19 protein-coding genes are annotated in these 24629 nt (G+C 69.8%); 8 read left to right on the forward strand and 11 right to left on the reverse strand.

The annotated features are described in order from the left end of the window. Positions 1-95: 95 nt before the first annotated feature. Together secG and tpiA are read right to left on the reverse strand one after the other, a co-directional pair. Positions 96-464 carry a preprotein translocase subunit SecG gene (gene secG / locus P2PM1_RS08035; RefSeq protein ID WP_186387988.1) on the reverse strand — a complete coding sequence of 123 codons (369 nt, stop codon included), beginning with the start codon at positions 462-464 and terminating at the stop codon, positions 96-98. A gap of 121 nt (positions 465-585) precedes the next feature. Next, positions 586-1344 (reverse strand): triose-phosphate isomerase, encoded by a 759-nt coding sequence (tpiA, locus tag P2PM1_RS08040; protein WP_186398751.1) that lies wholly within the window; start codon positions 1342-1344, stop codon positions 586-588. 245 nt (positions 1345-1589) lie between these two features. Here tpiA and P2PM1_RS08045 point away from each other — a divergent pair, with 245 nt between their 5' ends. The 6 genes from P2PM1_RS08045 (at position 1590) to lexA (ending at position 8387) form a co-directional block, all read left to right on the forward strand. Further along, positions 1590-3479, forward strand: coding sequence for a peptidylprolyl isomerase (locus P2PM1_RS08045; RefSeq protein WP_186398752.1), 1890 nt, complete (start codon positions 1590-1592; stop codon positions 3477-3479). 112 nt (positions 3480-3591) lie between these two features. Then, entirely contained in the window at positions 3592-4620 is a 1029-nt protein-coding gene (trpD, locus tag P2PM1_RS08050; RefSeq protein ID WP_186398753.1) for an anthranilate phosphoribosyltransferase, read from the forward strand. After that, a complete protein-coding gene (gene trpC / locus P2PM1_RS08055) occupies positions 4613-5437 on the forward strand; it encodes an indole-3-glycerol phosphate synthase TrpC (protein ID WP_186398754.1) in 825 nt (274 codons plus the stop codon). Before trpD ends, trpC begins: the two co-directional genes overlap by 8 nt. 3 nt (positions 5438-5440) lie before the next feature. After that, complete coding sequence (gene moaC / locus P2PM1_RS08060; RefSeq protein WP_186398755.1) at positions 5441-5974, forward strand: cyclic pyranopterin monophosphate synthase MoaC; 534 nt, start codon at positions 5441-5443, stop codon at positions 5972-5974. Positions 5975-6007: 33 nt separating this feature from the next. After that, complete coding sequence (gene glp, locus P2PM1_RS08065) at positions 6008-7222, forward strand: gephyrin-like molybdotransferase Glp (RefSeq protein WP_186398801.1); 1215 nt, start codon at positions 6008-6010, stop codon at positions 7220-7222. A gap of 448 nt (positions 7223-7670) precedes the next feature. Continuing rightward, on the forward strand, positions 7671-8387 hold the full coding sequence (gene lexA / locus P2PM1_RS08070; RefSeq protein ID WP_186398756.1) for a transcriptional repressor LexA: 717 nt from the start codon (positions 7671-7673) through the stop codon (positions 8385-8387). A 152-nt stretch (positions 8388-8539) separates the two neighbouring features. On the opposite strand, the gene P2PM1_RS08075 is transcribed toward lexA, so the two are convergent. Continuing rightward, a complete protein-coding gene (locus P2PM1_RS08075) occupies positions 8540-11299 on the reverse strand; it encodes a ComEC/Rec2 family competence protein (RefSeq protein WP_186398757.1) in 2760 nt (919 codons plus the stop codon). 210 nt (positions 11300-11509) lie between these two features. On the opposite strand from P2PM1_RS08075, the gene gltX reads away from it, so the two are divergent. Together gltX and gltA are read left to right on the forward strand one after the other, a co-directional pair. Next, complete coding sequence (gene gltX, locus P2PM1_RS08080; RefSeq protein ID WP_186398758.1) at positions 11510-12940, forward strand: glutamate--tRNA ligase; 1431 nt, start codon at positions 11510-11512, stop codon at positions 12938-12940. A gap of 250 nt (positions 12941-13190) precedes the next feature. Continuing rightward, entirely contained in the window at positions 13191-14483 is a 1293-nt protein-coding gene (gene gltA / locus P2PM1_RS08085; RefSeq protein WP_186387979.1) for a citrate synthase, read from the forward strand. Positions 14484-15080: 597 nt separating this feature from the next. Here the strand turns inward: gltA and lpxB are convergent. The 8 genes from lpxB to dxr form a co-directional block, all read right to left on the reverse strand. Beyond that, positions 15081-16271, reverse strand: coding sequence for a lipid-A-disaccharide synthase (gene lpxB, locus P2PM1_RS08090; protein WP_186398759.1), 1191 nt, complete (start codon positions 16269-16271; stop codon positions 15081-15083). Further along, complete coding sequence (locus tag P2PM1_RS08095; protein WP_186387977.1) at positions 16268-17149, reverse strand: LpxI family protein; 882 nt, start codon at positions 17147-17149, stop codon at positions 16268-16270. The genes lpxB and P2PM1_RS08095 overlap by 4 nt, the downstream gene beginning before the upstream one ends. A 23-nt stretch (positions 17150-17172) precedes the next feature. Continuing rightward, positions 17173-17982 carry an acyl-ACP--UDP-N-acetylglucosamine O-acyltransferase gene (lpxA, locus tag P2PM1_RS08100; protein WP_186398760.1) on the reverse strand — a complete coding sequence of 270 codons (810 nt, stop codon included), beginning with the start codon at positions 17980-17982 and terminating at the stop codon, positions 17173-17175. Positions 17983-17989: 7 nt separating this feature from the next. After that, a complete protein-coding gene (gene fabZ, locus P2PM1_RS08105) occupies positions 17990-18454 on the reverse strand; it encodes a 3-hydroxyacyl-ACP dehydratase FabZ (protein ID WP_186387975.1) in 465 nt (154 codons plus the stop codon). Between the two features lie 37 nt (positions 18455-18491). Then, positions 18492-19550, reverse strand: a complete 1059-nt coding sequence (gene lpxD / locus P2PM1_RS08110) for a UDP-3-O-(3-hydroxymyristoyl)glucosamine N-acyltransferase (protein WP_186398761.1) — start codon at positions 19548-19550, stop codon at positions 18492-18494. Positions 19551-19633: 83 nt separating this feature from the next. Beyond that, complete coding sequence (bamA, locus tag P2PM1_RS08115) at positions 19634-21994, reverse strand: outer membrane protein assembly factor BamA (protein ID WP_186395150.1); 2361 nt, start codon at positions 21992-21994, stop codon at positions 19634-19636. A 193-nt stretch (positions 21995-22187) separates the two neighbouring features. Continuing rightward, the gene (rseP, locus tag P2PM1_RS08120) at positions 22188-23324 is read right to left on the reverse strand and encodes an RIP metalloprotease RseP (RefSeq protein WP_186387972.1); all 1137 of its coding nucleotides are present in this window, start codon (positions 23322-23324) and stop codon (positions 22188-22190) included. A gap of 73 nt (positions 23325-23397) precedes the next feature. Then, a complete protein-coding gene (gene dxr, locus P2PM1_RS08125) occupies positions 23398-24606 on the reverse strand; it encodes a 1-deoxy-D-xylulose-5-phosphate reductoisomerase (protein ID WP_208985223.1) in 1209 nt (402 codons plus the stop codon). Positions 24607-24629: the final 23 nt, after the last annotated feature.

Below are 24629 nucleotides of genomic sequence, written 5' to 3' on the forward strand. Positions count from 1 at the left end.
GCTGATTCGAACGCCCGGCACGGAGTTAACACACAAGAAAATGCCCCGCGACGCGGATCGCGGGGCAAAGGATGAAGACGCTTGCCGCCCTGGGCTTACTGCGCCGCCGGAACCTGCGGTCCGGAGGGCGTCTCGGGCGGACGCAACTGGTCGAGAATGCCGCTGCCGGAGCCGGAGGTTCCCTCGCCGACCGGCGCGGTCTGCGTACCGGGGACGGCATCGAGGATCGAGGCCGGACGGTCGCCGCTCTTGGCAACCAGGGCAAGGGCCAGCGACGTTGCGAAGAAGACCGCAGCCAGGATCGCCGTCGTGCGGGTCAGCACATTGGCGCTTCCGCGGCTGGACATCATGCCGCCGCCTCCGCCGCCGATACCGAGCGCGCCGCCCTCGGACCGCTGCAGGAGAACCACGAGGACGAGCGCGAGCACGACCATCAGGTGGATAACGATGATAACGGTTTCCATCGACAACCAGTCTTTAGTGTTCGGATTTGCAGCGGGTTCTACACCAATGCCGACGGGGTTTCCACCCTTGATCGATCCCGGCTGCGCTCATGGCTGCCACCTGCTGCCCGCATGGCGCGGATCAGCCGGCGGCTCGCGCGATCGCAAGGAAGTCCGAGGCCGTCAGGCTGGCGCCGCCGACCAGCGCGCCGTCGACATTGTCGACCGACAGCAGCTCGGCGGCATTGGCCGGCTTCACCGACCCGCCGTAAAGCAGCCGGATCGACGCGGCCGAGGGCCCGAACCGTCCCTGCAGTTCCCCCCTCATATAGGCATGCATCTCGGCGACGTCATCCACCGTCGGCGTCAGGCCGGTGCCGATAGCCCAGACCGGCTCGTAGGCGACGACCAGCCGCGCCCCGTCCGCCCCCTCCGGCACCGAGCCGGCAAGCTGCGCGCCGACCACCTCCAGCGCCTTGCCGGCCTTGCGCTCGGCCTCCGTCTCGCCGACGCAGACGATGGCGACGAGCCCGGCGCGCCAGGCGGCCTCCGCCTTGGCCCGCACCAGGGCATCGCTCTCGCCGTGATCGGCGCGGCGCTCGGAATGGCCGACAATGACCCAGCGCGCGCCGGCATCGGCCAGCATTTCCGCCGAGAGGTCGCCGGTATGGGCGCCGCTCGCCGCCGTGTGGCAGTCCTGGCCGCCGATGCTGAGGCCGCTGTCGCCGGCCGCCGCCGCGGCCGCCGCCAGCAGCGTCGCCGGCGGGCAGATGGCGAGATCGACGGACCCGGCAAGGCCCCCGGCCGCCGCCTCGGCCATCGACCGCAGCTCGCCGAGCGCCGTGGCAAGGCCGTTCATCTTCCAGTTTCCGGCGATCAGCGGCGTGTTCCTGTCGGTCATTTCGGCATCCTCGGCTGGCATGGCAGGCGGCGATGGGCCGCGCGCGGCGGCCCGTTCAAAGCCGGTGCTAGCAGAATTTCCGCCTCGTTCAAGACGATACGAACGAAGCCTTTGCCAGCGCCTTGCCCCTGCGGGCCCGCATCTCTATGATCCGCCCGCTCTAGCTCGGCTTTTACCCAAAGTCCGGGCCATATCCTGTTGCCCGGTATCGCCCCGGTAACGCCCCAGTAACGACGGAACCTGCAATGCTCGACACTCTGCGCGCCGGCGCAAAGTCCTGGATTTCCAAACTCCTGATCGGTCTTCTCGTGATCAGCTTCGCGATCTGGGGCATTTCGGGCGATCTCCTCAATGTCGGGGGCGATCAGGTCGCGACCGTGGGCGAGCGCAAGATCTCCATCGTCGAGTTCGACAATGCCTACCGGCGCGAGCTCGACTCGATCGGCCGCAACATCGGCCGTCCGCTGTCGACCGTCGAAGGCGCCGCCTTCGGCATTCCCGCGCAGGTTCTCGGCCGTCTGATCGCCGAGGCCGCGCTGAACGAGACCGCGAAGGACTACAATCTCGGCGTTTCCGACCAGGAACTCGTCCGCCTGATCCAGGAGGCTCCCGCCTTCCAGGCGCCGGGCGGCGGCTTCGACCGCGCCCTGCTCGCCCGGGTGCTGCAGGCCAACGGCCTGACCGAGGACGCCTTCGTCGCCGAGCGCCGCCTGCTGGAGCAGCGCCGCCAGATCGCCGATGCGATCAGCGGCGGCCTTGCGACGCCTGCGGCCATGCTCGAGGCGTTCAACCAGCACGCCAACGAGGAGCGCAGCATCGACTATCTGGAGTTCGGCGCGGGTCAGGCCGGCGAGATCGCCGCCCCGACCGACAGCGAGCTCTCCGCCTATTTCGAGGACAATCGCGCCCGGTTCCGCGCCCCCGAATATCGCAAGGTCGCGCTTCTGGCGCTGACGCCGGAGCGCATCGCCCGCCCGGACGCGGTTGGCGAGGACGAGCTGCGCCGCGAATACCAGGCCTCCGGCGGCCGCTTCGGCGAGCCGGAGCGCCGCCGCATCCTGCAGATCCCGCTGCCCGACGCGGCCGCGGTCGAGGCGGCGCGCACCGCTCTCGCCGAAGGCCGGACCTTCGAGGACATTCTCGCCGAGCGCGGCCTGACGGAAGCGCAGGTGGAACTCGGCAACATGGCGCGCGGCGACCTGCTGGATCCGGCGATCGCGGAAGCGGCCTTCTCGCTGGCGCAGGGCGAGACCTCCGACGTCGTCGAGGGACGGTTCACCTCGGTCCTGCTCAAGGTCGCCGAGGTCACCGAGGCGCACCAGTCGCCGCTGGAGGACGTCGCCCCGCAGTTGCGCCGCGAGATCGCCCTGCGCCTTGCCGAGCGCGAGGTGCTCGACCTGCATGACGAGATCGAGGACGCCCGCGCCGGCGGCGCGACTCTGCAGGAGATCGCGGAGCGATTCTCCCTGTCTCTCGACACGCCGGCCGCCTTCGACAGCGCCGGCAAGGACGAGGCCGGCAAGGCAGTGCCGCTGCCGGACGTCAACGACCTCGTCTCCGACGTTTTTGAGAGCGATGTCGGCATCGAGGCCGACATGCTGCAGCTCGGCCGCAACGGCTTCCTGTGGTTCGAGGTGCGCGAGGTCATTCCGGCTCGCGACCGCACGCTTGAGGAAGTGCGCCAGCAGGTCGCGGACGCCTGGATGGCCCACCAGCGCCGCGAGCGTCTCGACACGCTCGCCGCCGAGATCCTCGAAGAGGTCGAGGGCGGCAAGTCCTTGGCCGACATTGCCGAAGCGCGCGGCCTGACGGTCGCCTCCGCCTCCGGCATCAAGCGCAACGGCAACGATCTGCCGCTGCCCGCCCAGGCGGTCACCGGCGTGTTCGCCGGCCCCGTCGGCACGACGGGCACGGCCGCCGGCGACGGCGACCGGCGCGTCGTCTATCGCGTCACCGGGGCGACCGCCCCCGCCTTCTTCCGCGAGGCGAGCGAGATCGCGGCCCTGGACCAGCATCTCGCCGACGCGCTGCAGAACTCGATCGTCGGCCAGTATATCGGCGAGCGCGAGGCAAGGCTCGGCGTCCGCATCAACCAGACCAACATCAACCGGGTGATCGGCCAGGGCGGCAGCTAGCACCTCCCTACCCCGTTTGGCCGGCCCCGATTGGTCCGACCCGTTTGGCCGGACAGTTTGGCCCGACCGTTTCGCCGGACCGTTTCGCCGGATCGCTTGCAAGGACGACGCCGTGAGCAACCTCAAGACCCTGATCGCCAAGGCCGCCGACGGACACAGCCTCTCGCGCAAGGAGGCGGAGGCGGCCTTCGACATCATCATGTCGGGCGCCGCGACCCCCTCGCAGATCGGCGGCTTCCTGATGGCCCTGCGGGTGCGCGGCGAGACCGTCGACGAGATCGCCGGCGCCGTCGCGACGATGCGCGCCAAGATGACCCCGGTCGTCGCCCCCGCCGATGCGGTGGACGTGGTCGGCACCGGGGGCGACGCCTCGGGCAGCTACAACATCTCCACCTGCTCGGCTTTCGTGGTCGCCGGCTGCGGCGTTCCCGTCGCCAAGCACGGCAACCGCTCGCTGTCGTCGAAGTCGGGTGCCGCCGACGTGCTCGCCGCGCTCGGCGTCAACATCGACATCACCCCCGGGCGGATCTCCCGCTGCATCCGCGAGGCCGGTCTCGGCTTCATGTTCGCGCCGAACCACCATTCGGCGATGAAGCATGTCGGCCCGGCCCGCGCGGAACTGGGCACCCGCACGATCTTCAATCTGCTCGGCCCGCTGTCCAATCCGGCCAGCGTCAAACGGCAGATGGTCGGCGTCTTCGCCCGGCAATGGGTCGAGCCGATCGCCCACGTGCTCGCCGCCCTCGGGTCGGAAGCGGCCTGGGTGGTGCACGGTTCCGACGGTCTCGACGAGATCACCACGACCGGCCCGACCAGCGTCGCCGCGCTGGAAAACGGCGAGATCCGGCTGTTCGAGGTCTCGCCGCGGGATGTCGGCCTTGCGTTCCATGATCCCGCCGAGCTGAAGGGCGGCGAGGCGCCGGAAAACGCCGTGGCCCTGCGGGCGGTGCTGGAGGGCGAAAAATCCGCCTATCGCGACACCGTGCTGATGAATGCCGGCGCGACGCTGGTGGTCGCCGGGCGCGCCGCCTCCCTTGCCGAGGGCGTCGCGATGGCCGCGAGCTCCATCGACAGCGGCAGCGCGCGGGCGCGCCTTGCCCGCCTCGTCGACGTGTCGAACGAGGCCGGCGCCGATGACTGACATCCTGGAAAAGATCGGCGCCTACAAGCGCGAGGAGATCACTGCTGCCAAGGCTGCCGTGCCGCAGGCCGAGATCGAACGGCGCGCTGCCGCAGCCGATGCCCCGCGCGGCTTTCTCAAGGCGCTGCGCGCCCGCGAGGCCGCCGGCGACTTCGGCCTGATTGCCGAGATCAAGAAGGCGAGCCCCTCCAAGGGCCTGATCCGCGCCGATTTCGACCCGCCGGCGCTCGCCCGCGCTTATGAGGCCGGCGGGGCGGCGTGCCTTTCCGTGCTGACCGACACCCCGTCCTTCCAGGGCGCGCCGGAGTTCCTGGTCGCGGCCCGCGCCGCCACCGCGCTGCCGGCCCTGCGCAAGGATTTCCTCTACGACACCTATCAGGTGTTCGAGGCCCGCGCCTGGGGCGCCGACTGCATCCTGATCATCATGGCCGCCGTCGACGACGCGCTCGCCGCCGACCTTGAGGCCACCGCCCTCGGCCTCGGCATGGACGTGCTCATCGAGGTGCATGACGCGGCCGAGCTGGAGCGCGCGCTGCGCCTTACCTCGCCGATGATCGGTATCAACAACCGCAACCTGAAGACCTTCGAGACGCGGCTGGAAACCAGCGAGGCACTGGCCGGGATGATCCCGGACGACCGTCTCGTCGTCGGCGAATCGGGCCTCTTCACCCCGCAGGACCTTGCCCGGATGGAGCGCTGCGGCATCACCACCTTCCTGATCGGCGAAAGCCTGATGCGCCAGGACGATGTCGCCGGCGCGACCCGCGCGCTGCTGGCGCGGCCCGGCCTTGCGCGAACTGACCTTGCGGCGGAGTAGGCCATGGCCGATACCCCTTCTGGCGACCCTTCCGGAGACGCTTCCCCGCGCCTGACCCATCTGGACGAGAGCGGCGCGGCCAACATGGTCGACGTCTCGGCCAAGGACGTGACCTCCCGCGAGGCGCGGGCCGAAGGCCATGTGCGCATGAAGCCGGAAACGCTGGCGCTGATCCTCTCCGGCTCGGCGAAGAAGGGCGATGTCATCGCCACCGCCCGCATCGCCGGCATCATGGCCGCCAAGCGCACCCACGAACTGGTGCCGCTCTGCCATCCGCTGCTGCTGTCCAAGGTCGCCGTCGACATCGTGCCGGACGAGGCGCTTCCGGGCCTGCGCGTCACCGCGATGGCCCGCGTTTCGGGCCAGACCGGCGTCGAGATGGAGGCGCTGACCGCCTGTTCGCTCGCGTGCCTCACGATCTACGACATGGCCAAGGCCGTCGACCGGGGCATGACCATCGGCGGCATCCGCGTTGTCGCAAAGTCCGGCGGCAAGTCCGGCGACTGGACGGCAGCGAGCGAGACGCAACCAGGCTGATATGAGGCCCGGCTAGAATGGGGCATGGCTGACATGGCGCTGATCTCGGTCGACGAGGCCCTGGCGCGGTTACTCACCGGCGTCAAACCGCTCGGAGCAGAGACCGTGCCGCTCGCCAGCGCCAATGGCCGCGTGCTCGCCGCCGACCTTGCCGCGACCCGCACCCAGCCGCCCTTTCCCGCCTCCGCCATGGACGGCTATGCCGTGCGCGCGGCCGACATCGCCGCCACCCCCGCAACGCTGAAGCTGATCGGCGAGGCCCCGGCGGGCCGCGCCTTTGCGGGTGCCATCCGCGCCGGCGAGACCGTCCGCATCTTCACCGGCGCGCCGCTTCCCGAAGGCAGCGACACCGTGCTGATCCAGGAAAACACGAGTCGCGACGGCGACGCTGTCACCGCGCTGGACAGCGCCCCGCTCGGCCGTTTCGTGCGCCCCGCCGGGCTCGATTTCACCAAGGGCGAGGTGCTGCTCGCCGCCGGCACGCGGCTCGACTATCGCCGGCTTGCGCTGGCCGCCGCCATGAACCATCCCGCTCTGGAGCTGCGCCGCCGGCCGAAGGTCGCGATCCTCGCCACCGGCGACGAACTGGTCGAGCCGGGCGAGCAGCCGGGACCGGACCAGATCATCGCCTCCAACCATGCCGGCATTGCCGCGCTCGTCGAGGATTGCGGCGGCGAGGCGCTGCAGCTCGGCATCGCCGCCGACCGGCGTGAGCACATCGCCGGCAAGATCGCCGAGGCGCGTGCGGCCCGGGCCGACATTCTCGTCACCCTCGGCGGTGCCTCCGTCGGCGACCACGACCTGGTGCAGGAGGTCCTCGCCGCCGCCGGCATGGACCTCGGCTTCTGGCGCATCGCCATGCGGCCCGGCAAGCCGCTGATGGCCGGCCGGATCGAGGACATGCGCGTCCTCGGCCTGCCCGGCAATCCCGTCTCCAGCCTCGTCTGCGGCGTTCTCTTCCTGCGGCCGCTGATCGAGGCCCTGCTCGGCCGCCCGCCGCACCGGCGCGACGCAGACCTGCTGCCGCTGGCCGCCGATATCGGCGGCAACGACCAGCGCGAGGACTATCTGAGGGCCCGCATCCTGCGCGAGAACGACGGCACGGAGCGCGTCGCGCCGTTCGAACGGCAGGATTCCTCGATGCTGGCAACGCTCGCCCGCGCCGACGCGCTGGTGGTGCGCCCGCCCCACGCCGCCCCCGCGCCCGCCGGCACGCCGGTGCCGGTTCTGCGCCTGCCGCAGGGCTAGAACCTCCGATACAGCGCCCGAACCTTGCCCGAGCCGATCTCGCAAACTCTTGAAAAGAGGACGGTTTCCTGCGCGCCTGCGCCGCATCGAGGGTGAGGTCCGCGCCGGTCATCTCTCGCCGGACGCAGGACATCTCGACCTGGCGCGGCCTTGGCGGGCGGAATCGCTTGTGGAACAAGGCGGGAACGGTTAGACTGCGTTCATGATTTGTACATGGGCTTGAGTCGCGATGGGCGGCTCCCTTGGTGGTGCTCCATGCCCTTGCACGGCCACCAATAAGGGGGGTGCGCGCGGCGATGGCGGCGGAGGCGGAAACGCTCGCGCCGACGGCATGATCCGAAGGCCCGAGCCGAAGGTGCTCGACCACACGACGTAGGACGTCATGGGTTTTGGAATTTGGCGGCGCTTGCGCCGAGACGTCTGAACCGGAACGGGGGGACCCACGCGCATGTTGACGCGCAAGCAGCACGAATTGCTCCTGTTCATCCATGAGCGGCTGAAGGAGACCGGCGTTCCGCCCTCCTTCGATGAGATGAAGGACGCGCTCGACCTGCGCTCCAAGTCGGGCATCCACCGGCTGATCACGGCGCTGGAGGAGCGTGGCTTCATCCGCCGCCTGCCGAACCGCGCCAGGGCGCTGGAGATCATCAAGCTGCCCGAATCCGTCTCCCCCGGCCTTGCCTCGGCGCGCGGCCAGGGCTTCTCGCCCTCCGTCATCGAGGGCTCGCGCGGCAAGCTGCCGCCGGTCGAGGCCCCCCCCCCCCCGCCGATGCCGGCCAATGACAGCGTTGAGATCCCGGTGATGGGCCGCATCGCCGCCGGCGTGCCGATCGAGGCGATCCAGACGCACAGCCACACCATCGCCATGCCGGCCGACCTGCTCGGCACTGGCGATCACTATGCGCTGGAAGTGCGCGGCGATTCGATGATCGAGGCCGGCATTCTCGACGGCGACACGGTGGTGATCCGCCGCTCCGACAGCGCCGACAGCGGCGACATCGTCGTCGCCCTGATCGACGACGAGGAGGCGACCTTGAAGCGCCTGCGCAAGAAGGGCGCCTCCGTGGCGCTGGAGGCGGCCAATCCGGCCTATGAGACCCGCATTTTCGGGCCCGGACGGGTGCGCATCCAGGGCAAGCTGGTGTCGCTGTTCCGCCGCTACTGAGGGCGGACCCAGGGCGGGCGGGCCACGGCTGAACGGGCCGAGGCTGGGGCCCGCGTTGAGAGAGCCCTTCGGCGCCGGGCCGGCGCGCCCGGTTCGGATGAGGCATTGCCCGTTGGGCGTGAGTCCGGCGGCAGTTGGGCGTCATTTCGGCGTCATTTCGGCATCCAGGGCCGGCGAAGCCCGTAGCTCGGGCGCACCGCGACGGCAAGAGCGCCACCTGCGCTCGAGGGCGACGGCGCAGCGGACGGTGCCTGTGCGGGCGTTGATCGGGACGCGACCGGGATATCCGGCGCACCGAAAGTGAGCGCGACGGCGCCCTCCCGGGCAAGCCGTGCCCCGTCGATCACCAGCCGCGCCCGGCACCCGGGCGGGGCGTTGAGCGCCGAGACGATGATATCGACCTTGCGGCAGTCCTCCTCGAAGGCGGCGCTGTCCCGCACCAGCGAGACCAGCAGCGCCGGCGGACCCTGCGCCGCGGGACCGGGCCTTCCACCCGCCTCCGTTGGCCCGTCTGCGGGTGCATGCCGTGCGCCGGGCACCTGAGCGACAGACGTCTGTGCGGCAGACGTCTGTGCGGCGGGCACCTGAGGGACAGACGTCTGAGCGCCGGGCACCTGCGCGGCGGGCGACGTCTCCGGCTGCCCCTGTGCGTGCGGGCCCTGCAAGGGTGGAGCCTGCAGCGGTGGAGCCTGTCCTGGCCGGTCCCGTTTGGCCAGACCCTGTGCGTGCGGGGTCTGTATGGGCGGGTCCTGTATGGGCGGGGTCTGTGCAGGCGGGTCCTGTATGGGCCGTCCCTGGGCGGGCGGAGCATGGGCGGCGGGTGGACCCAGTCCCGGCGGACCATGCGCCCGCAGCAGGCAGGCCGTGTCGTCGCAGCGCATGTCCGCGCGCGCGATCCGCCGCTCGCGGTGATGGCGCACGCCGACCCCTTCCGCCCGCAGCCAGACCTCCGGCAGGAAGCCGCTCGTCCGTCCCGACACCCGCAGCACGCCGGCGGCATCGCGCAGGGCGAGCGTCCCGCCATTCGCCGAGACCAGCATGTCCGGCTGCCGGTGCCCCGCATAGAACAGCACGGAAGCGGCGAGCGGGACCAGCGCGGCGCGGCGATAGCCGCGCGGCGCAAGGCAGGCGGTGAGCCCGGCCGCCACCACCGCCAGCGTGCCGGCGAGCGAGGGCGCGCCGATCACCCCGTCCTCCGGCGTCAGCTCCTTCACCCATTGCGCCATGGCGACGACCTGGTCGACGCCCGCCCCCATCGCCAGCAGCGGCAGGAGTTCGAGCCCGAAGGGCAGCAGCAGCAGCGACAGCGCCGCGAAGGGCATCACCACCAGCGTCACCACCGGCATCGCCAGCAGGTTGCCGAGCGGCCCCAGCGGCGCGATCCGGTGGAAGTGATAGGCGCCGATCGCCCCGGTCGCCACGCCGGCGATCAGCGAGGTCAGCAGCAGGCCCCAGATCCACCCCATCGCGCCTGCCGTCGCCCGCGGCAGCAGGCCCCGGCGCGGCAGGGCGCGCTGCTCCCGCGCCAGCCGCCGCCGGGTCAGCTCCTCATAGGCCGCGACCAGCGCGATGACGGCGGCAAAGGACATCTGGAAGCCGGGATCGAGCAGCGCCTCGGGCATGACCGCAAGGATCACGAAGACGGCGATCGCCACGTTCCTGAGGGTCAAGGCCCGCCGGGCGAAGATCCGCCCCGCCAGGACCAGCGCGATCATCAGGAACGCCCGCTGCGTCGCGATCGAGCCGCCGGAAATCGTCAGATAGAAGGCCGCCGCCAGCAGCGCGGCCAGGGCCGCGACGGCCTCGATCCGGGCGCCGTGGACAAGGCGGGGCGACAGCGCCAGCGCGGCGCGCACGACAAAGAAGACGGAGCCGGCGAACAGCGCCATGTGCAGGCCGGAAATCGCCAGGATATGGGCGAGCCCGGCGGTCCTCAGCGCCTCCGTCACCGGCTCGGGGATCAGCGAGCGGTCGCCGGTGATCAGCGCGATGGCGAGCGCCGCCGCCGGCGTCTCGCCGAGCGCTGCGAGAATGCGCGCGGCAATCGCCTGGCGCAGGCCGGCGACCTCGGCCTTCGCCCGCAAGGCGAGCGGCGCCGGTCCGAGGTCGATGCGGCGCGGCGCGCCGAAGGCAAAGCCGCTGGCGCCGATCCCGTCGAAGAACGCCCGGAAGGCGAAGTCATAGCCGCCGGGCATCACCGCGGGCGCCGGCGGCGCCAGCCTTGCGCGCAGCGTCACCGCCTCGCCCACCCGCGGCAGGTCGGTCGGCGCGGCGCCGCGCAGCGACACCCGGACGCGGCGGGGCGTCGCCTCGGCCGCCAGCCGCTCGGCACTCACCACTTGCAGCACCAGCCGCACGCCCCGCCCGGTGCGCTCGACCTCCTCGACGAAACCGCTGACGGTGAGGCTGCGCGCCCGGTCGATCACCGGGGCTGCGACCAGCGCGGTGCGCGCTGTCCCCGCCAGCAGCCCCGACAGCACGAGGGCCAGCACCAAGAGCGGCAGCGCCCCCGCCCCCCGCCGCCCGGCGAGCCGCCAGCCGGCCCAGGCCAGCAGCGTCGCCGGCGCGACGACCAGCACCTGCGGCTCCGCCGGCAGTCGGAAATAGGCGGCAATGCCGAGGCTGAAGGCGAGCGCGGCGAAGGCAAGCCCCCGCCCCTGCGCCAGGCTTTCGCGGCAGGCGGCGGCAAATCTTGTCCCCGCCCCCTCTTCCTCGTGCCATCCTGCGCGAGCCGCCCGGCGACGGGCGAGCAGGGCCGCGAGCGGCGGCGAGGCAAGCGCAGGCCAGCGGCGCGGGTCTCCCCGGCCGCCGCCTCGGCTGCCCTGCCGCTCCGGCAAAGCGCCCGGCAGTGCCTCCGGGAGCCCGCCCGGCGGCACCTGCCTGTCCTCGTCGCCCTCGCTTGCCCGGGACACCCCAGCCGCCCCTCCGCCCTGGCCGCGCGCTGCCGATCTCTCGGGCATTGGTGGCGCGCCGCCGCTGTGCTACACGGTCGCCGACCGTGCCAGGACCGAAGCGTTGCATTGCAACCGACCTTCGCGCAAGACGCGAAACGGCACCGATAATTCCGAAGGCTGTCCGGACGCACCGCGCCGGCTCCGCCACCGATCACGAGGCCTTGTTGAATGAACTCTCCCGTCGTCACGCGCTTTGCGCCCTCCCCGACCGGCTATCTGCATATCGGCGGCGCCCGTACGGCGCTGTTCAACTGGCTCTATGCCCGCCGCTTCGGCGGCCAGATGCTGCTGCGGATCGAGGACACCGACCGGGAACGCAGCACCGATGCGGCGATTGCCGCGATCCTCGACGGGCTGACCTGGCTCGGTCTCGACTGGCAGGGCGAGGCGATCTCGCAGTTCGCCCGCGCCGCCCGCCACCGCGAGGCGGCCGAGAGCCTGGTCGAGAAGGGCCTCGCCTATCGCTGCTACGCAACGCCGGAGGAGCTGACGGCGATGCGCGAGGAGCAGCGCGCCAACGGCCTGCCGCCGCGCTATGACGGGCGCTGGCGCGACCGCGATCCCTCGGAGGCGCCGGCCGGCGTCAAGCCGGCGATCCGCCTCAAGGCGCCGGTCGACGGCGAGACGGTGATCGAGGACAAGGTGCAGGGCCGTGTCGTCTTCCCGAACAAGGATCTCGACGACCTGGTGCTGCTGCGCTCCGACGGCACCCCGACCTACATGCTGGCCGTCGTCGTCGACGATCACGACATGGGCGTCACCCATATCATCCGCGGCGACGACCACCTGACCAATGCCGCCCGCCAGACGCTGATCTACCAGGCGCTCGGCTGGGACGTGCCGGTGATGGCGCATATCCCGCTGATCCACGGACCGGACGGGGCCAAGCTCTCCAAGCGCCACGGCGCCCTCGGCGTCGAGGCCTATCGCGCCATGGGCTATCTGCCGGCCGCCATGCGCAACTATCTCGCCCGCCTCGGCTGGAGCCATGGCGATGCCGAGATCTTCTCGACCGACGAGATGACCGGCTGGTTCGATCTCGACGCCATCGGCAAGTCGCCCTCGCGCTTCGACTTCAAGAAGCTGGAGAACCTCAACGGCCACTACATGCGCGCCGCCGGCACGGACGAACTGCTCGCCGACTTCACCAGCTTCCTGCCGCATGCGGAAAACGCGCAAGGCCTGCGCGACTGGCTGCAGGACCCGGCGCATGTCGAGATGTTCCGCGCGGCCCTGCCGGGGTTGAAGGAGCGCGCCAAGACCTTGGTCGAGCTCGCCGACAGCGCCGAATACCTATGGGTCCAGCGCCCGCTCGCCATGGACGAGAAGGCGGCCGCGCTGCTGGAGGCGGACGAGGCGCGCAAGGTGCTCGCCGACCTGCACGCCCGCCTGTCCGCGCTCGATAGCTGGGACGCGGAGACCACCGAGGCGGCCGTGCGCGCCTATGCCGAGGAGACCGGCCTGAAGCTCGGCAAGGCGGCGCAGCCGCTGCGCGCGGCGCTGACCGGCCGCGGCACCTCGCCCGGCATCTTCGATGTGCTGGCCGTGCTCGGCCGCGAGGACTCGCTCGCCCGCATCGCCGACCAGGCCGCCGGCTGACCCGATCCGGCACGGCGCCTGCGCCGGCCGCACCCACGCGGCGGCCCGATCCCGGCCGCCGCCCGCGGTTCACATGAATCCCCCGTCACCCTGTGACGAAAGCGTTAGGGAGGCGCGCTTGCGGGGAGCGGACAAATGGGATACGCAACATTCGACCTTTCCTCCCGCCGTGCGTCCGGCACACTCCAGCCTCTCCTGGAGGCCGGTCCGGACCTTCCCGCGGCGCGCTTCATACAAGGGGGTAGCCTGAATGAGCGAGAACACTGCCAAGCTGACGATCGGTGACAGGTCCTGGGACCTGAAGGTTCGGCCCGGCTCCATCGGCCCCGACGTGGTCGACATCGCCTCTCTCTACGGACAGACCGGCTGTTTCACCTACGATCCCGGCTTCACCTCGACGGCCTCGTGCGAATCCGCCATCACCTATATCGACGGCGACGAAGGCACGCTGCTGTATCGCGGCTATCCGATCGAGCAACTGGCCGAGCACGGCGACTTCCTGGAGAGCTGCTACCTGCTGCTCTACGGCGAGCTTCCGACCAAGGCCCAGAAGGACGACTTCGTGCATCGCGTGACCTATCACACGATGATCCACGAGCAGATGAGCCGCTTCTTCACCGGCTTCCGCCGCGACGCCCACCCGATGGCGATCATGGTCGGCACCGTCGGCGCGCTCTCGGCCTTCTACCACGACTCGACCGACATCTCCGACCCGCACCAGCGCATGGTGGCGAGCCTGCGGATGATCGCCAAGATGCCGACGCTGGCGGCGATGGCCTACAAGTATCATGTCGGCCAGCCCTTCGTATATCCGCGCAACGACCTCGACTACGCCTCGAACTTCCTGCACATGTGCTTCGCGGTGCCTTGCGAGGAATACAAGGTCAACCCGGTTCTCGCCCGTGCCATGGACCGGATCTTCATCCTCCATGCCGATCACGAGCAGAACGCCTCGACCTCGACCGTGCGTCTTGCCGGGTCTTCGGGCGCCAACCCCTTCGCCTGCATCGCGGCCGGCATCGCCTGCCTGTGGGGCCCGGCGCATGGCGGCGCCAATGAGGCGGCGCTCAACATGCTGTCGGAAATCGGCTCGGTCGACCGCATCCCGGAATACATCGCCCGCGCCAAGGACAAGAACGATCCGTTCCGTCTGATGGGCTTCGGCCACCGGGTCTACAAGAATTACGACCCGCGCGCCCGCATCATGCAGAAGACCACGCATGAAGTTCTGGCCGAGCTCGGCATCCGGGACGATCCGCTTCTCGACGTCGCCATGGAACTGGAGCGGATCGCGCTCAACGACGACTACTTCATCGAGAAGAAGCTCTACCCGAATATCGACTTCTATTCGGGCATCACCCTGCGGGCGCTCGGCTTCCCGACCACCATGTTCACCGTGCTGTTCGCGCTGGCCCGCACCGTCGGCTGGATCGCCCAGTGGAAGGAAATGGTCGAGGATCCGTCCCAGAAGATCGGCCGCCCGCGCCAGCTCTACACGGGCGCGGCGCTGCGCGACTACCTGCCGGTCTCCCAGCGCCGCTGAGCGGATCGACAAGTCCAGGTTCGAAAGGCCGCCTCCGGGCGGCCTTTTGCGTTGGGGACGACAGGCTGAACGTGGGGTTCGCGCGGGCGTGTCCTCGCCGCCGCTCTGGGAACGAATAGGCCCCGGCTCGCGCTGCGCTTGCCGGGGTGACCTCGGAGGGTGCGGCGACGGCCGTGCCAGTTCTCAGGAGGTCGTCCCGGACGAGGCCGAGGGAGAGGCGCGTGCGCGGGAGTGAGCGACGACCAGGAGAACGAAGGACCGGCGCGGGGCTGGGACGCGGCTTCTCAACGCCGGTGCGGCAAACGGGGATAGAAAGCACCATCCCTGTCATCACAGCGGGGACAAGTGGCCGAAAAGGGCTCGGAAAAATTGCGAGGCGAAACTCAATATTTTGCCAAGCCATTGATATATATATAAAATTATTGAGACGGATTTTGCAAAATTTCAGCGCAAAATTGCGACGGCCGTCTCAATCGCGCCAAATCCGGCCCATCGGCCACGACGCGGGGGCGGCGCCCGTCACCAGCCCGTCGCGCACCCGTCACCAGCCCCATCGCGAGCCGGTGGCGCACCCGCCATGTGCCCATCACGCACCTGTCACGCGCGCCGGGCGGCCTCCAGAACGATACGCGCGGCGGCGCCCGCCTGGCTCTCGTCGCCGGCAAGCCGCATGACCGTGTCGAGCCGGGCGAAGACCTCGACCTGCCGCCGGCGGGCCGGGCTGTCGATCAGCAGCGGGGCGACCGCGCCGGCCAGCGCGCGGGGATTGGCGTCGTCGTCGAGGAACTCCGGCACGACATTGTCGCCAAGGATGATGTTGGGCAGCACCATGGAGGTGACGCTGGCGATCGGCAGCACCCGGTTGAGATCCTTGATGCGGCGGAAGAACCAGTCGAGCTTGTAGGCGATGACCATCGGCACGCCGGAGATCGCCAGTTCCAGCGACACGGTGCCGGAGGCGGCGAGCGCCGCATGGGCGCGGCGGAAGGCGGCAAGCTTCTCCGCCTCGCCGGTGACCAGCAGCGGCGGGTTCGGCCAGTCGGCGAGCTGTTCCTCGATCAGCGGCCGCAGCCGCGCCACCGCCGGCAGCACCACCTCAAGATCGGGATGCGCCTGGCGCAGGATGTCGACGGCGCCGCGAAAATCCCGCAACAGCCGCGTCACCTCGCTGCGCCGGCTGCCCGGCAGCATCAACAGCACCGGCGGCGCCTCCTCCAGCGACCGCCTCTCGCCGGCGGCGGGTCGGAAAGCGGCGGCCCGCTCGATCAAGGAATGGCCGACATAGCTGGTCGGCGGCCCACCGAGCTTTTCGTGCACCGCCGGCTCGAAGGGCAGGATCGCCAGCAGATGATCGACATAGGCGGCCATCCGCCGCGCCCGGCCCGGCCGCCAGGCCCAGACCGAGGGCGAGACATAGCCGACGATGGGAATGGCCGGCGCGCGTTTGCGCACCCGCTTGGCGACATTGTGGGTGAAATCGGGACTGTCGACGATGACCAGCGCGTCGGGGGCCTTCGCCACCACATCGTCGACGGTCTGGTAGACCCGGCGGACGATGGAGGGCAGCCGCGCCAGCACGGCGGAAAGACCCATGACGGCGATGTCCTCGATGGGAAAGAGGCTGTTGAGCCCCTGCGCTTCCATCCGCTCGCCGCCGACGCCGAAGAATTCCACCGGCCCGCCGGCCCGCGCGGCGATCGCCGCCATCATCGGCGCGGCAAGCTGGTCGCCGGACTCCTCGCCCGCAACGATGCAGATCCGCAGCGGCCGCGATGCGCCCTCGCTCATGCCCGATCCTCCGAAGATCCCGTCACCTGGCCGGAAATGCCGAAGACGAACACGCCCTGGCGCGCCGCCAGGGCCAGCGCCTCGCCCCGCTCGGCGATCAGCACCCGCCCGGCCTCGACGGCGATGCCGGCAAGGCCCGCCTCCACCACCTTTTCCACGGTGCCGGGGCCGATGGTGGGAAGATCGACGCGCAGGTCCTGGCCAGGCTTCGCGCATTTCACCAGCACCCCGCCCTTGCCGCGCACCCGGCCGCGCGCCCGCAGGTCGCGGCAGCGCTCCAGCATGGCGTCGGTGCCCTCCGCCCCCTCGACGGCGATGATCCGCCCGTTGAGGCAGACGGCGGCCTGGCCGATGTCGAGGCGGCCGAGCTCGGCGACGGCGGCCGCGCCAAGGCGAAGGTCGGCGAGCAGATCGCCGCGCGGCTCGGGCCCGGCCATGCAGCCCGGCGTCGCCAGAAGCTGCGGGGCGACCTCATGCGCCCCGACGACGCGGAAGCCCTCGTCCTCGAACAGGCGGATGACCTTTTTCAGCAGGGAATCGTCGCCGCCGGCGAGCGAGGCGAGGATCTTCGGCAGCCGGCGAACGGTGCCGAGATCGCCGAGGATCTCGCGCAGCTCCGGCCGGCGGGTGACGCTGCCGATCATCACCAGCTCGCGCACGCCCTCGCTCTGCAGATGGTTCGCCAGCTTGCCAATCTGGCCCCAGCCGAGATGCAGCGGCGCGAAATCGTCGACGGCCGGATCCGCCTCGCCGCGAATGGCGATGGCAACGACCCGGCGGCCGCGCTCGCGCGCCGCGCGGATCACCTCCACCGGCAACCGCCCGCCGCCGCAGATGACGGCAACGGTCCCCTCCTCGCTCAGGCTCGGCTCTGACATGGTCCGGTCCCGTCCGGCTGGAGCTACCCTTCCAGGGCCGGCGTGCAGAAGCGGCGGTCGGTCTCGACCAGGATGAAATCGGTCACCCGGCGCACGAGGGCAACGCCCTCATAGGCGGCGGCGACGGCCTCGGCGCGCTGGCGCAGCGTGCCTTCGGAGCTCTCGAACAGGTCCTTGTAGGCATTGCGCAGGGCATGGATGTCCTCGCGGGCAAAGCCGTGCCGCTTCAGGCCGACAAGGTTGAGCCCGTTGAGCCGGGCGCGGTTGCCCATCACCATGCCGAAGGGAATGAGGTCGTTCTCAAGGCCGGCAAGCCCGCCGACAAAGGCATGGTCGCCAACGCGGGTGAACTGGATCACCGCCGCGCCGCCGCCGAAAATGACGTGGTTGCCGACCGTGACATGGCCGGCGATCATCACGTTGTTGGACAGGATCACCCCGTCGCCGAGGCGGGAATCGTGGCCGACATGGGAATTGGCGAGAAAGGCGCAGCGGTTGCCGATCACCGTCTCCAGCCCGCCGCCCTCGGTCCCCGGATTGAGGGTGACGCCCTCGCGGACGATGCAGTCGGTGCCGATCGTCAGGCTCGCCGTCTCGCCGCGATACTTGAGGTCCTGCGCCTGGTGGCCGACCGAGGCGAAGGGAAAGACCTGCGTCCGCGCCCCGACCGTGGTCCGCCCGGCCACCGCCACATGCGACTTCAGCACCACGCCGTCGCCGAGCACCACCTGCGGCCCGACATGGCAGAACGGCCCGATGGACACGCCCTCGCCGAGCCGGGCGCCGTCCTCGACGACCGCCGAAGGGTGGATTGCGGAGTGAGCTGCCATCATGTCCACCTCAGTGGTCGACCAGCATGGCGCTGATCTCGGCCTCGGCGACCTTGACGCCGTCGACCGTCGCAATGCCCTCGAACTTCCAGATGTTGGTGCGGTTGCGGATCTTCGTCATCCGGTAGCGAAGCTGGTCGCCCGGCAGCACCGGCTTGCGGAACTTCACCTTGTCGATGGTCATGAAATAGACCAGCTTCGGCGTGTTCGAGGGCCCGCGCGAATGCACGCAGAGCGCGCCGGCGGTCTGCGCCATGCCCTCGATGATCAGCACGCCCGGCATCACCGGCTGGTTCGGGAAATGCCCGAGGAAATGCGGCTCGTTGGCGGTCACGTTCTTGATGCCGACGGCGGAATTGTCCCCGTCCATCTCGACGATCCGATCGACCATCAGGAAGGGATAGCGGTGGGGCAGCAGCTCCAGGATCCGCATGATATCGGCGCTTGCCAGTTCTTTTGTTTCGCCTTCGCTCATTCGTCCGTCCCCAGGCAATTCTTTCTGTCCAAAGTCTTCAGCCCTTGTCCCGCGCCGGCGCGCCGCCACGCTCGGCAAGCCGCGCCAGTGTCATCATCTCGCGGAACCAGACCTTTACCGGCTTGGCCGGCACGCCGCCATAGCGCGCCCCGGCCGGCACATCGTCCTCGACCACGCTGACGGCGGCGATCTGCGCGCCCATGCCGATGGTGACATGGCCGCGCACGCCGGTCTGCCCGCCGATCGCCACATAGTCCTCCAGCGTCGCGCTGCCGGAAATGCCGACCTGCGAGACGATGACGCAATGGCGGCCGATCACCACGTTGTGGCCGATCTGGACCTGATTGTCGATCTTCGTTCCCTCGCCGACGATGGTGTCGCGATTGGCGCCGCGATCGACCGTGGTGTTGGCGCCGATCTCGACGTCGTTCTGGATGATGACGCGGCCGATCTGCGGCACCTTGAGGTGGCCGCCCGGCCCCATCGCGAAGCCGAAGCCGTCCTGCCCGGTGCACACGCCCGGATGCAGGATCACCCGGTCGCCGAGCAGCGTGTGCTGCAGCACCGCGTTGGCGCCGATGCTGCAGTCGCGGCCGATGCGCACGCCGGCGCCGATCACCGCATTCGCCTGCACGCGGGTGCCCGAGCCGATCTCGGCCCCCGGCCCCACCACCGCGCCGGCCTCGACGGTGACGCCGTCCTCGAGCCGCGCAGAAGGGTCGATGCGCGCATGCGGCGAGACGCCCGCCCCCGTGCCGTCGAGCGCGAGGGGGCGCATGGCAGCGGGATAGAGGCGCGCGAGCAGCAGGCCCCAGGCCTTGTAGGGCTGGTCGGCAACCAGCGGCACGACGCCGTCCGGCACCTTGTCCGCATGTTTACGCGCGACGATGCAGGCGGCAGCCACGGTCTGCGCCAGCATCGGCAGATATTTGGGATTGTCGAAGAAGACGATGTCGCCGGCCGAGGCATCCTCAAGCGGCGCGACGCCGGACACCCGCACCTCCCCGCCGCCGCGCGGCAGGTCTCCCCTCACCCATTCGGCCACCGTCGCGAGATCGACCGGATCGAAGGGGGCAAAGAAACTGGGATCGCTCATCGTCTTTCCAATGCTTGGGTCCCACAATGAATCCGGCCGCCGAATGTCGGCGGCCGGCTTTCAACACGAGACCGTCGGCGCGATCAGAAGCGCGTGCCGCCGCCGATGCGGAAGAACTGCGTCCGGTCGCCCGTTTCCTTGATGATCGGCCAGGCGAAATCCGCCCGGATCGGACCGAAGGGCGAGGCCCACTTGATGCCGAAACCGGCCGACACGCGCGGCGCGAAGCCGTTGGACTGAACCGTGGCCGGGGTCGCCCCGCCGCACCCGGCGACGACGCAATTGGTGATCGCCCGGTCGGCATCCCACAGGGCGCCGAAATCGGTGAACACGGCGCCCGACAGGCCGAGCTCGCGCGGCAGGCCGAGGATCGGGAACTCGGCTTCCGCGTTGGCATGGACATACCAGCGGCCGCCCAGCGAGTTGCCGGTATGCGAGTCGCGCGGGCCGATGCCCTGCATCTCGAAGCCGCGCAGCCAGCTATCGTTGTGCTGGAACTGCTCGGACGAGCGCAGGTCCTTGCCGAGGCCGTTGAGATAGCCACCGCCGGTGCGCAGGATGCCGATCACGCCCCACTCGGGCAGGATCTCCTTGTAGGCGCGGGCGTCGACGGTGGTCGACAGATAGCGCGAATTGCCGCCGACGCCGGCGAAGTCCTGCGCGAAGGCGACGTAGAAGCCGTCGCGCGGATCGCGCTTGCTGTCGCGGGTGTCATAGACCAGCGAGTAGCCGATCGACGAGGTCAGGTTGCGGCCGAGCGAGGACTGCAGACCGCCGGACAGCGAGGTCGGGGTCTTCCAGGTCAGCTTCTCGTCGAAGACGCGGTAGATCAGGTTCAGCCGCAGCTCGTCGTCGCGCAGCGGCAGGCCGAAGGCGACCGAGCCGCCGGTGGTCTTGCTGTCATAGGCGCGATAGTCGTTGCGCTTGTAGTCGCGGCGATAGACGTCGAGCGACAGCGAGATGCGCCGGCCGAGGAAATACGGCTCGGTGAAGGCGAACTCATAGGCGCGGGTGGACGAGCCGGCGCCGACCTTGGCGCGCACGAACTGGCCGCGGCCGAGGAAATTGCGCTCCTGCAGCGTGATGTCGCCGATGACGCCGTCCGAGGTGGAATAGCCGACGCCGAAGCCGATCTCGCCGGTCGCCTGCTCCTCGACATCGACATTGACGACGATGCGATCCGGCGAGCTGCCGCGCGAGGTGGAAATGCGCACGTCCTTGAAGAACTGCAGGTCCTTCAGCCGGCGCTCGGCCTTGTCGAGCAGCACGCGGTTGAAGGCATCGCCCTCGGCGAGGTCGAACTCGCGGCGGATGACATATTCGCGGGTCCGGTCGTTGCCGCGGATGTTGATCCGCTCGATATAGACGCGCGGCCCTTCCTCGACGAAATAGGTCAGCGAGATCTTGCGGTTCTCGTAGTCGCGGGTGGCGCGCGGACGGATCTGCGCGAAGGCGTAGCCCTGGCGCGACACGTCGAGGGTCATGTCCTCGAGCGTCTTCTCGACCTCGAGCGAGGAATAGGTGCGCCCTTCCGAGGTGCGGATCTTGCGGCGCAGGCCGTCCGGATCGACATCGCTCAGCGTGGTCTGCAGGTCGATCTCGCCATAGGTATACTGCTCGCCCTCTTCCACCGTGAAGGTGACGTAGAAGACGTTCTCCTCGCGGTCGAGGTCGGCGACCGCCGAGATGATGCGGAAGTCCGCATAGCCATGGCGATAGTAGAACTGACGCAGCATCTCCTGATCCGCGTCCAGACGGTCGGGATCGAAGGAGTCGGTGGTGCGCAGGAAGCTCAGCAGCCCGCTTTCGCGGGTGCGGATCACGTCGCGCAGGCGGCCGTCGCTGAACTTGCTGTTGCCGATGAAGGTGATGCGCTCGATGCCGGTGCGGTCGCCCTCGTTGATCTCGAAGACGAGGTCGACGCGGTTGTTGGAGCGGCTGATGATCTTGGGCTCGACGGTCGCGCGGTAGCGACCGGAGCGCCGATAGGCCTCCAGCACGTTCTGGACGTCGGACTGCACCTTGGCGCGGGTCAGCATCGACCGCTCCTCGGTCCGCACCACGCCGCTCAGCGTCTTGTCGTCGAGACGGCGATTGCCCTCGAAGGAGATGCGGTTGACCATCGGGTTCTCGGTCACCGTCACCACCAGCGAGCCGCCCTGCTGGTTGATCGACACATCCTCGAACAGGCCGGTCGCGTAGAGCGTCTTCAGCGACTCGTCCACCTCCGCCGGCCCGAAGGCGCGGCCGGGCCGGATCGTCAGGTAGCTCTCGACGGTCGAGGCCTCGATACGGGTGTTGCCGCGAACGACGATCCGGTTGACCACCGCCGCGGCAGCTTCATCGACCCCGAGGCCGGCAAAGTTCCATGGCAGGATCGGGGCCACACCGCTCATCACGGCCGCCACCAGGATCGTTCTGGTCAGGTTCTGCACACGCTGCATAAGGACGCTTCGCCTTCGCTTTTCCGCCAAGCCCTTGATATGTCGCCGGAGGCGACAGGCAAGGCGGTCGAGATTCTCTATATCCGTCAGTCGTTTTACAGGCTTTTGGACCGGACGCAACCGCCCAGAGTCCGCAAATCCCGTTTCCCGCCGGATCGTTGCACCTGCGACACGCTCCCGTATCTGTCCCCGCCTAGAGGGAACTGAGATGGAGCACGTCGTTCCATGTCGCGAACACCATCAGGAACAGCACGATCGCGATGCCGATGCGGAAACCGTATTCCTGCGCCCGCTCGCTGAGCGGCTTTCCGCGCAGCGCCTCGGCCGCGTAGAACAGCAGATGGCCGCCGTCGAGCATGGGGATCGGCAGGAGATTGAGCAGGCCGATGCTGACCGACAGCACCGCCGTCAGATTGAGCAGCGCGGCGAAGCCGAGCGTCGCCACCTGCCCGGAAATCTGCGCGACGCGGATCGGCCCGCCGAGCTGATCGGCGGATTCGCGCCCCGTGACGATGCCGGCGAGATAGCCGGCGGTGCGCGTCACCACGAACCAGGTCTCGCGGCTGCCCTCGACGACGGCCTCCACCGGGCCGAAGCGGCGCACCACCACATCCTCCTGGCTGGCGCTGCGGCTGACGCCGAGCAGGCCGATCGACTGGACATTGCCGAAACGGTCGGTGATCTCGCGCCGCTGCGGCGTCACCTCGACGGTGACCTGCTGGCCGCCGCGATCCACCAGCATGGTGAGCTGCTCGCCGGCGCTGACGCTGACGATCCGCTGCATCTCGGCGAAGGTCTGGATCGGCTGCCCGTCGATGGCCAGGACCAGGTCGCCCTCGGCAAGGCCGGCCTCCTGCGCGGCGCTGTCCGGCTGGACGGCATCGACGCGCGGCGAGATCTCCGGCCGGCCGAACAGGCCGAACAGCAGGGCGAAAATGGCGATGGCGAGAAGGAAATTGGCGATCGGACCGGCGGCGACGATGGCCGCGCGGCGCGACACCGGCTTGGTCTGGAAGGCGCCGGCGCGCTCTTCCGCGCTCATGCGGCCAAGCGCCTCCCGGTCGGGCACGCTCGCCTCGTTCTCGTCGCCCGCGAACTTGACATAGCCGCCGAGCGGGATGACCGAGAGCTTCCAGCGGGTGCCGTGCCGGTCGGTGCGGCCGAACAGTTCCGGGCCGAAGCCGACCGAGAACGCCTGCACCCGCACCCCGCACCAGCGCGCCACCAGAAAGTGGCCGAGCTCGTGGAAGAACACCACCACGGTCAGCACGAACAGGAACGGCAGCGCGTAGCCCGCGAAAGACCCGAACAGCGATCCGATCAGTTCCATGTCATCTCCTTGCCGGGTCGGCAGTGTCGTCCCTGCGTATTAACAACCCGTTCCCGGCCGCCATCCATGACGGCTAGCCGACCCTTGCCGCAATCGCCTCGAGCGCCCGGCCGCGGGCGATTCCGTCGATCCCAAGTACGTCGTCGACGCAGCCCGGCTCGGCCAGATCGCCGGCGGCCGCCATGCGCTCCAGCACGGTCTCGGCCGTCGCCGCGATATCGAGGAACCCGATCCCGCGATCCAGGAAGGCCCTGACGGCGATTTCATCGGCGGCGTTGAGAGCGGCCGTCGCGGCCGTCCCCGCGACCATCGCCTCGCGGGCGATCCGCAGGGCCGGAAACCGCAGCGGATCCGGCGCCTCGAAGCTGAGCGTTGCCAATGCGGCAAGATCAAGGCGCAGCGCCGGCGTCGCCATGCGGCGCGGCCAGGCGAGACAATGGGCGATCGGCGTGCGCATGTCCGGCGCGCCGAGCTGGGCGAGCAGCGAGCCGTCGCGATACTGCACCATGCCATGCACCACGGATTGCGGATGCACCAGGACCTCGAGCTGCTCCGGCCCGAGCGGAAACAGGTGCGACGCCTCGATGATCTCGAAGCCCTTGTTCATCATCGTGGCGCTGTCGATGGAAATGCGCGTGCCCATGCTCCAGTTGGGATGGCGCAGCGCCGCCTCCGGCGTGACGCCGCGCATCGCCTCCAGCGACAGGGTGCGGAACGGCCCGCCGGAGGCGGTCAGCGTCAGCTTCTCGACCTGGTCGAGATTGCCGCGCTCCAACACCTGGAACACGGCGTTGTGCTCGGAATCGACCGGCAGGATGGTGGCGGACGCCCCGCGCGCGACCGCCATGAACAGATCGCCGGCGCAGACGAGGCATTCCTTGTTGGCAAGGCCGATGGTGGTGCCGCGCGCCGCCGCCGCGATCGTCGGCTCCAGCCCGGCCGCCCCGACAATGGCCGCGATCACCATGTCGGCCGGCCGCGCCGCCGCCTCGCGCACCGCCAAAGGCCCGGCCGCCGCGGTGATGCCGGTGCCGGCGAGTGCGTCCTTCAGCCGCTGATAGGCGGCGGGATCGGCGACCACCGCATGCTCGGCGCCGACCGCGATGGCGGCGCGCGCCAGGTCCTCGGCCCGGTCGTTGGCGGTGAGCGCGACGACATGGAAGCGCTCGCGATTGCGCGAGACGAGGTCGAGCGTCGAGCCGCCGATGGAGCCGGTCGCGCCGAGCACGGTGAGGCGCAGGGGCGGCAAACCCGCCTGCGGCCCGGCCCCGGTCGTCGCGATGCTGTCCGCGCGTGTCTTCAAGA

The organism is Stappia sp. P2PMeth1, assembly GCF_900185735.1.
GTDB lineage: Bacteria > Pseudomonadota > Alphaproteobacteria > Rhizobiales > Stappiaceae > Stappia.

Coding starts and splice junctions, on each gene's coding strand:
- secG (WP_186387988.1), bottom strand. CDS start 464: ATGGAAACCGTTATCATCGTTATCCACCTGATGGTCGTGCTCGCGCTC.
- tpiA (WP_186398751.1), bottom strand. CDS start 1,344: ATGACCGACAGGAACACGCCGCTGATCGCCGGAAACTGGAAGATGAAC.
- P2PM1_RS08045 (WP_186398752.1), top strand. CDS start 1,590: ATGCTCGACACTCTGCGCGCCGGCGCAAAGTCCTGGATTTCCAAACTC.
- trpC (WP_186398754.1), top strand. CDS start 4,613: ATGACTGACATCCTGGAAAAGATCGGCGCCTACAAGCGCGAGGAGATC.
- moaC (WP_186398755.1), top strand. CDS start 5,441: ATGGCCGATACCCCTTCTGGCGACCCTTCCGGAGACGCTTCCCCGCGC.
- glp (WP_186398801.1), top strand. CDS start 6,008: ATGGCGCTGATCTCGGTCGACGAGGCCCTGGCGCGGTTACTCACCGGC.
- lexA (WP_186398756.1), top strand. CDS start 7,671: ATGTTGACGCGCAAGCAGCACGAATTGCTCCTGTTCATCCATGAGCGG.
- gltX (WP_186398758.1), top strand. CDS start 11,510: ATGAACTCTCCCGTCGTCACGCGCTTTGCGCCCTCCCCGACCGGCTAT.
- gltA (WP_186387979.1), top strand. CDS start 13,191: ATGAGCGAGAACACTGCCAAGCTGACGATCGGTGACAGGTCCTGGGAC.
- lpxB (WP_186398759.1), bottom strand. CDS start 16,271: ATGAGCGAGGGCGCATCGCGGCCGCTGCGGATCTGCATCGTTGCGGGC.
- P2PM1_RS08095 (WP_186387977.1), bottom strand. CDS start 17,149: ATGTCAGAGCCGAGCCTGAGCGAGGAGGGGACCGTTGCCGTCATCTGC.
- lpxA (WP_186398760.1), bottom strand. CDS start 17,982: ATGATGGCAGCTCACTCCGCAATCCACCCTTCGGCGGTCGTCGAGGAC.
- fabZ (WP_186387975.1), bottom strand. CDS start 18,454: ATGAGCGAAGGCGAAACAAAAGAACTGGCAAGCGCCGATATCATGCGG.
- lpxD (WP_186398761.1), bottom strand. CDS start 19,550: ATGAGCGATCCCAGTTTCTTTGCCCCCTTCGATCCGGTCGATCTCGCG.
- bamA (WP_186395150.1), bottom strand. CDS start 21,994: ATGCAGCGTGTGCAGAACCTGACCAGAACGATCCTGGTGGCGGCCGTG.
- rseP (WP_186387972.1), bottom strand. CDS start 23,324: ATGGAACTGATCGGATCGCTGTTCGGGTCTTTCGCGGGCTACGCGCTG.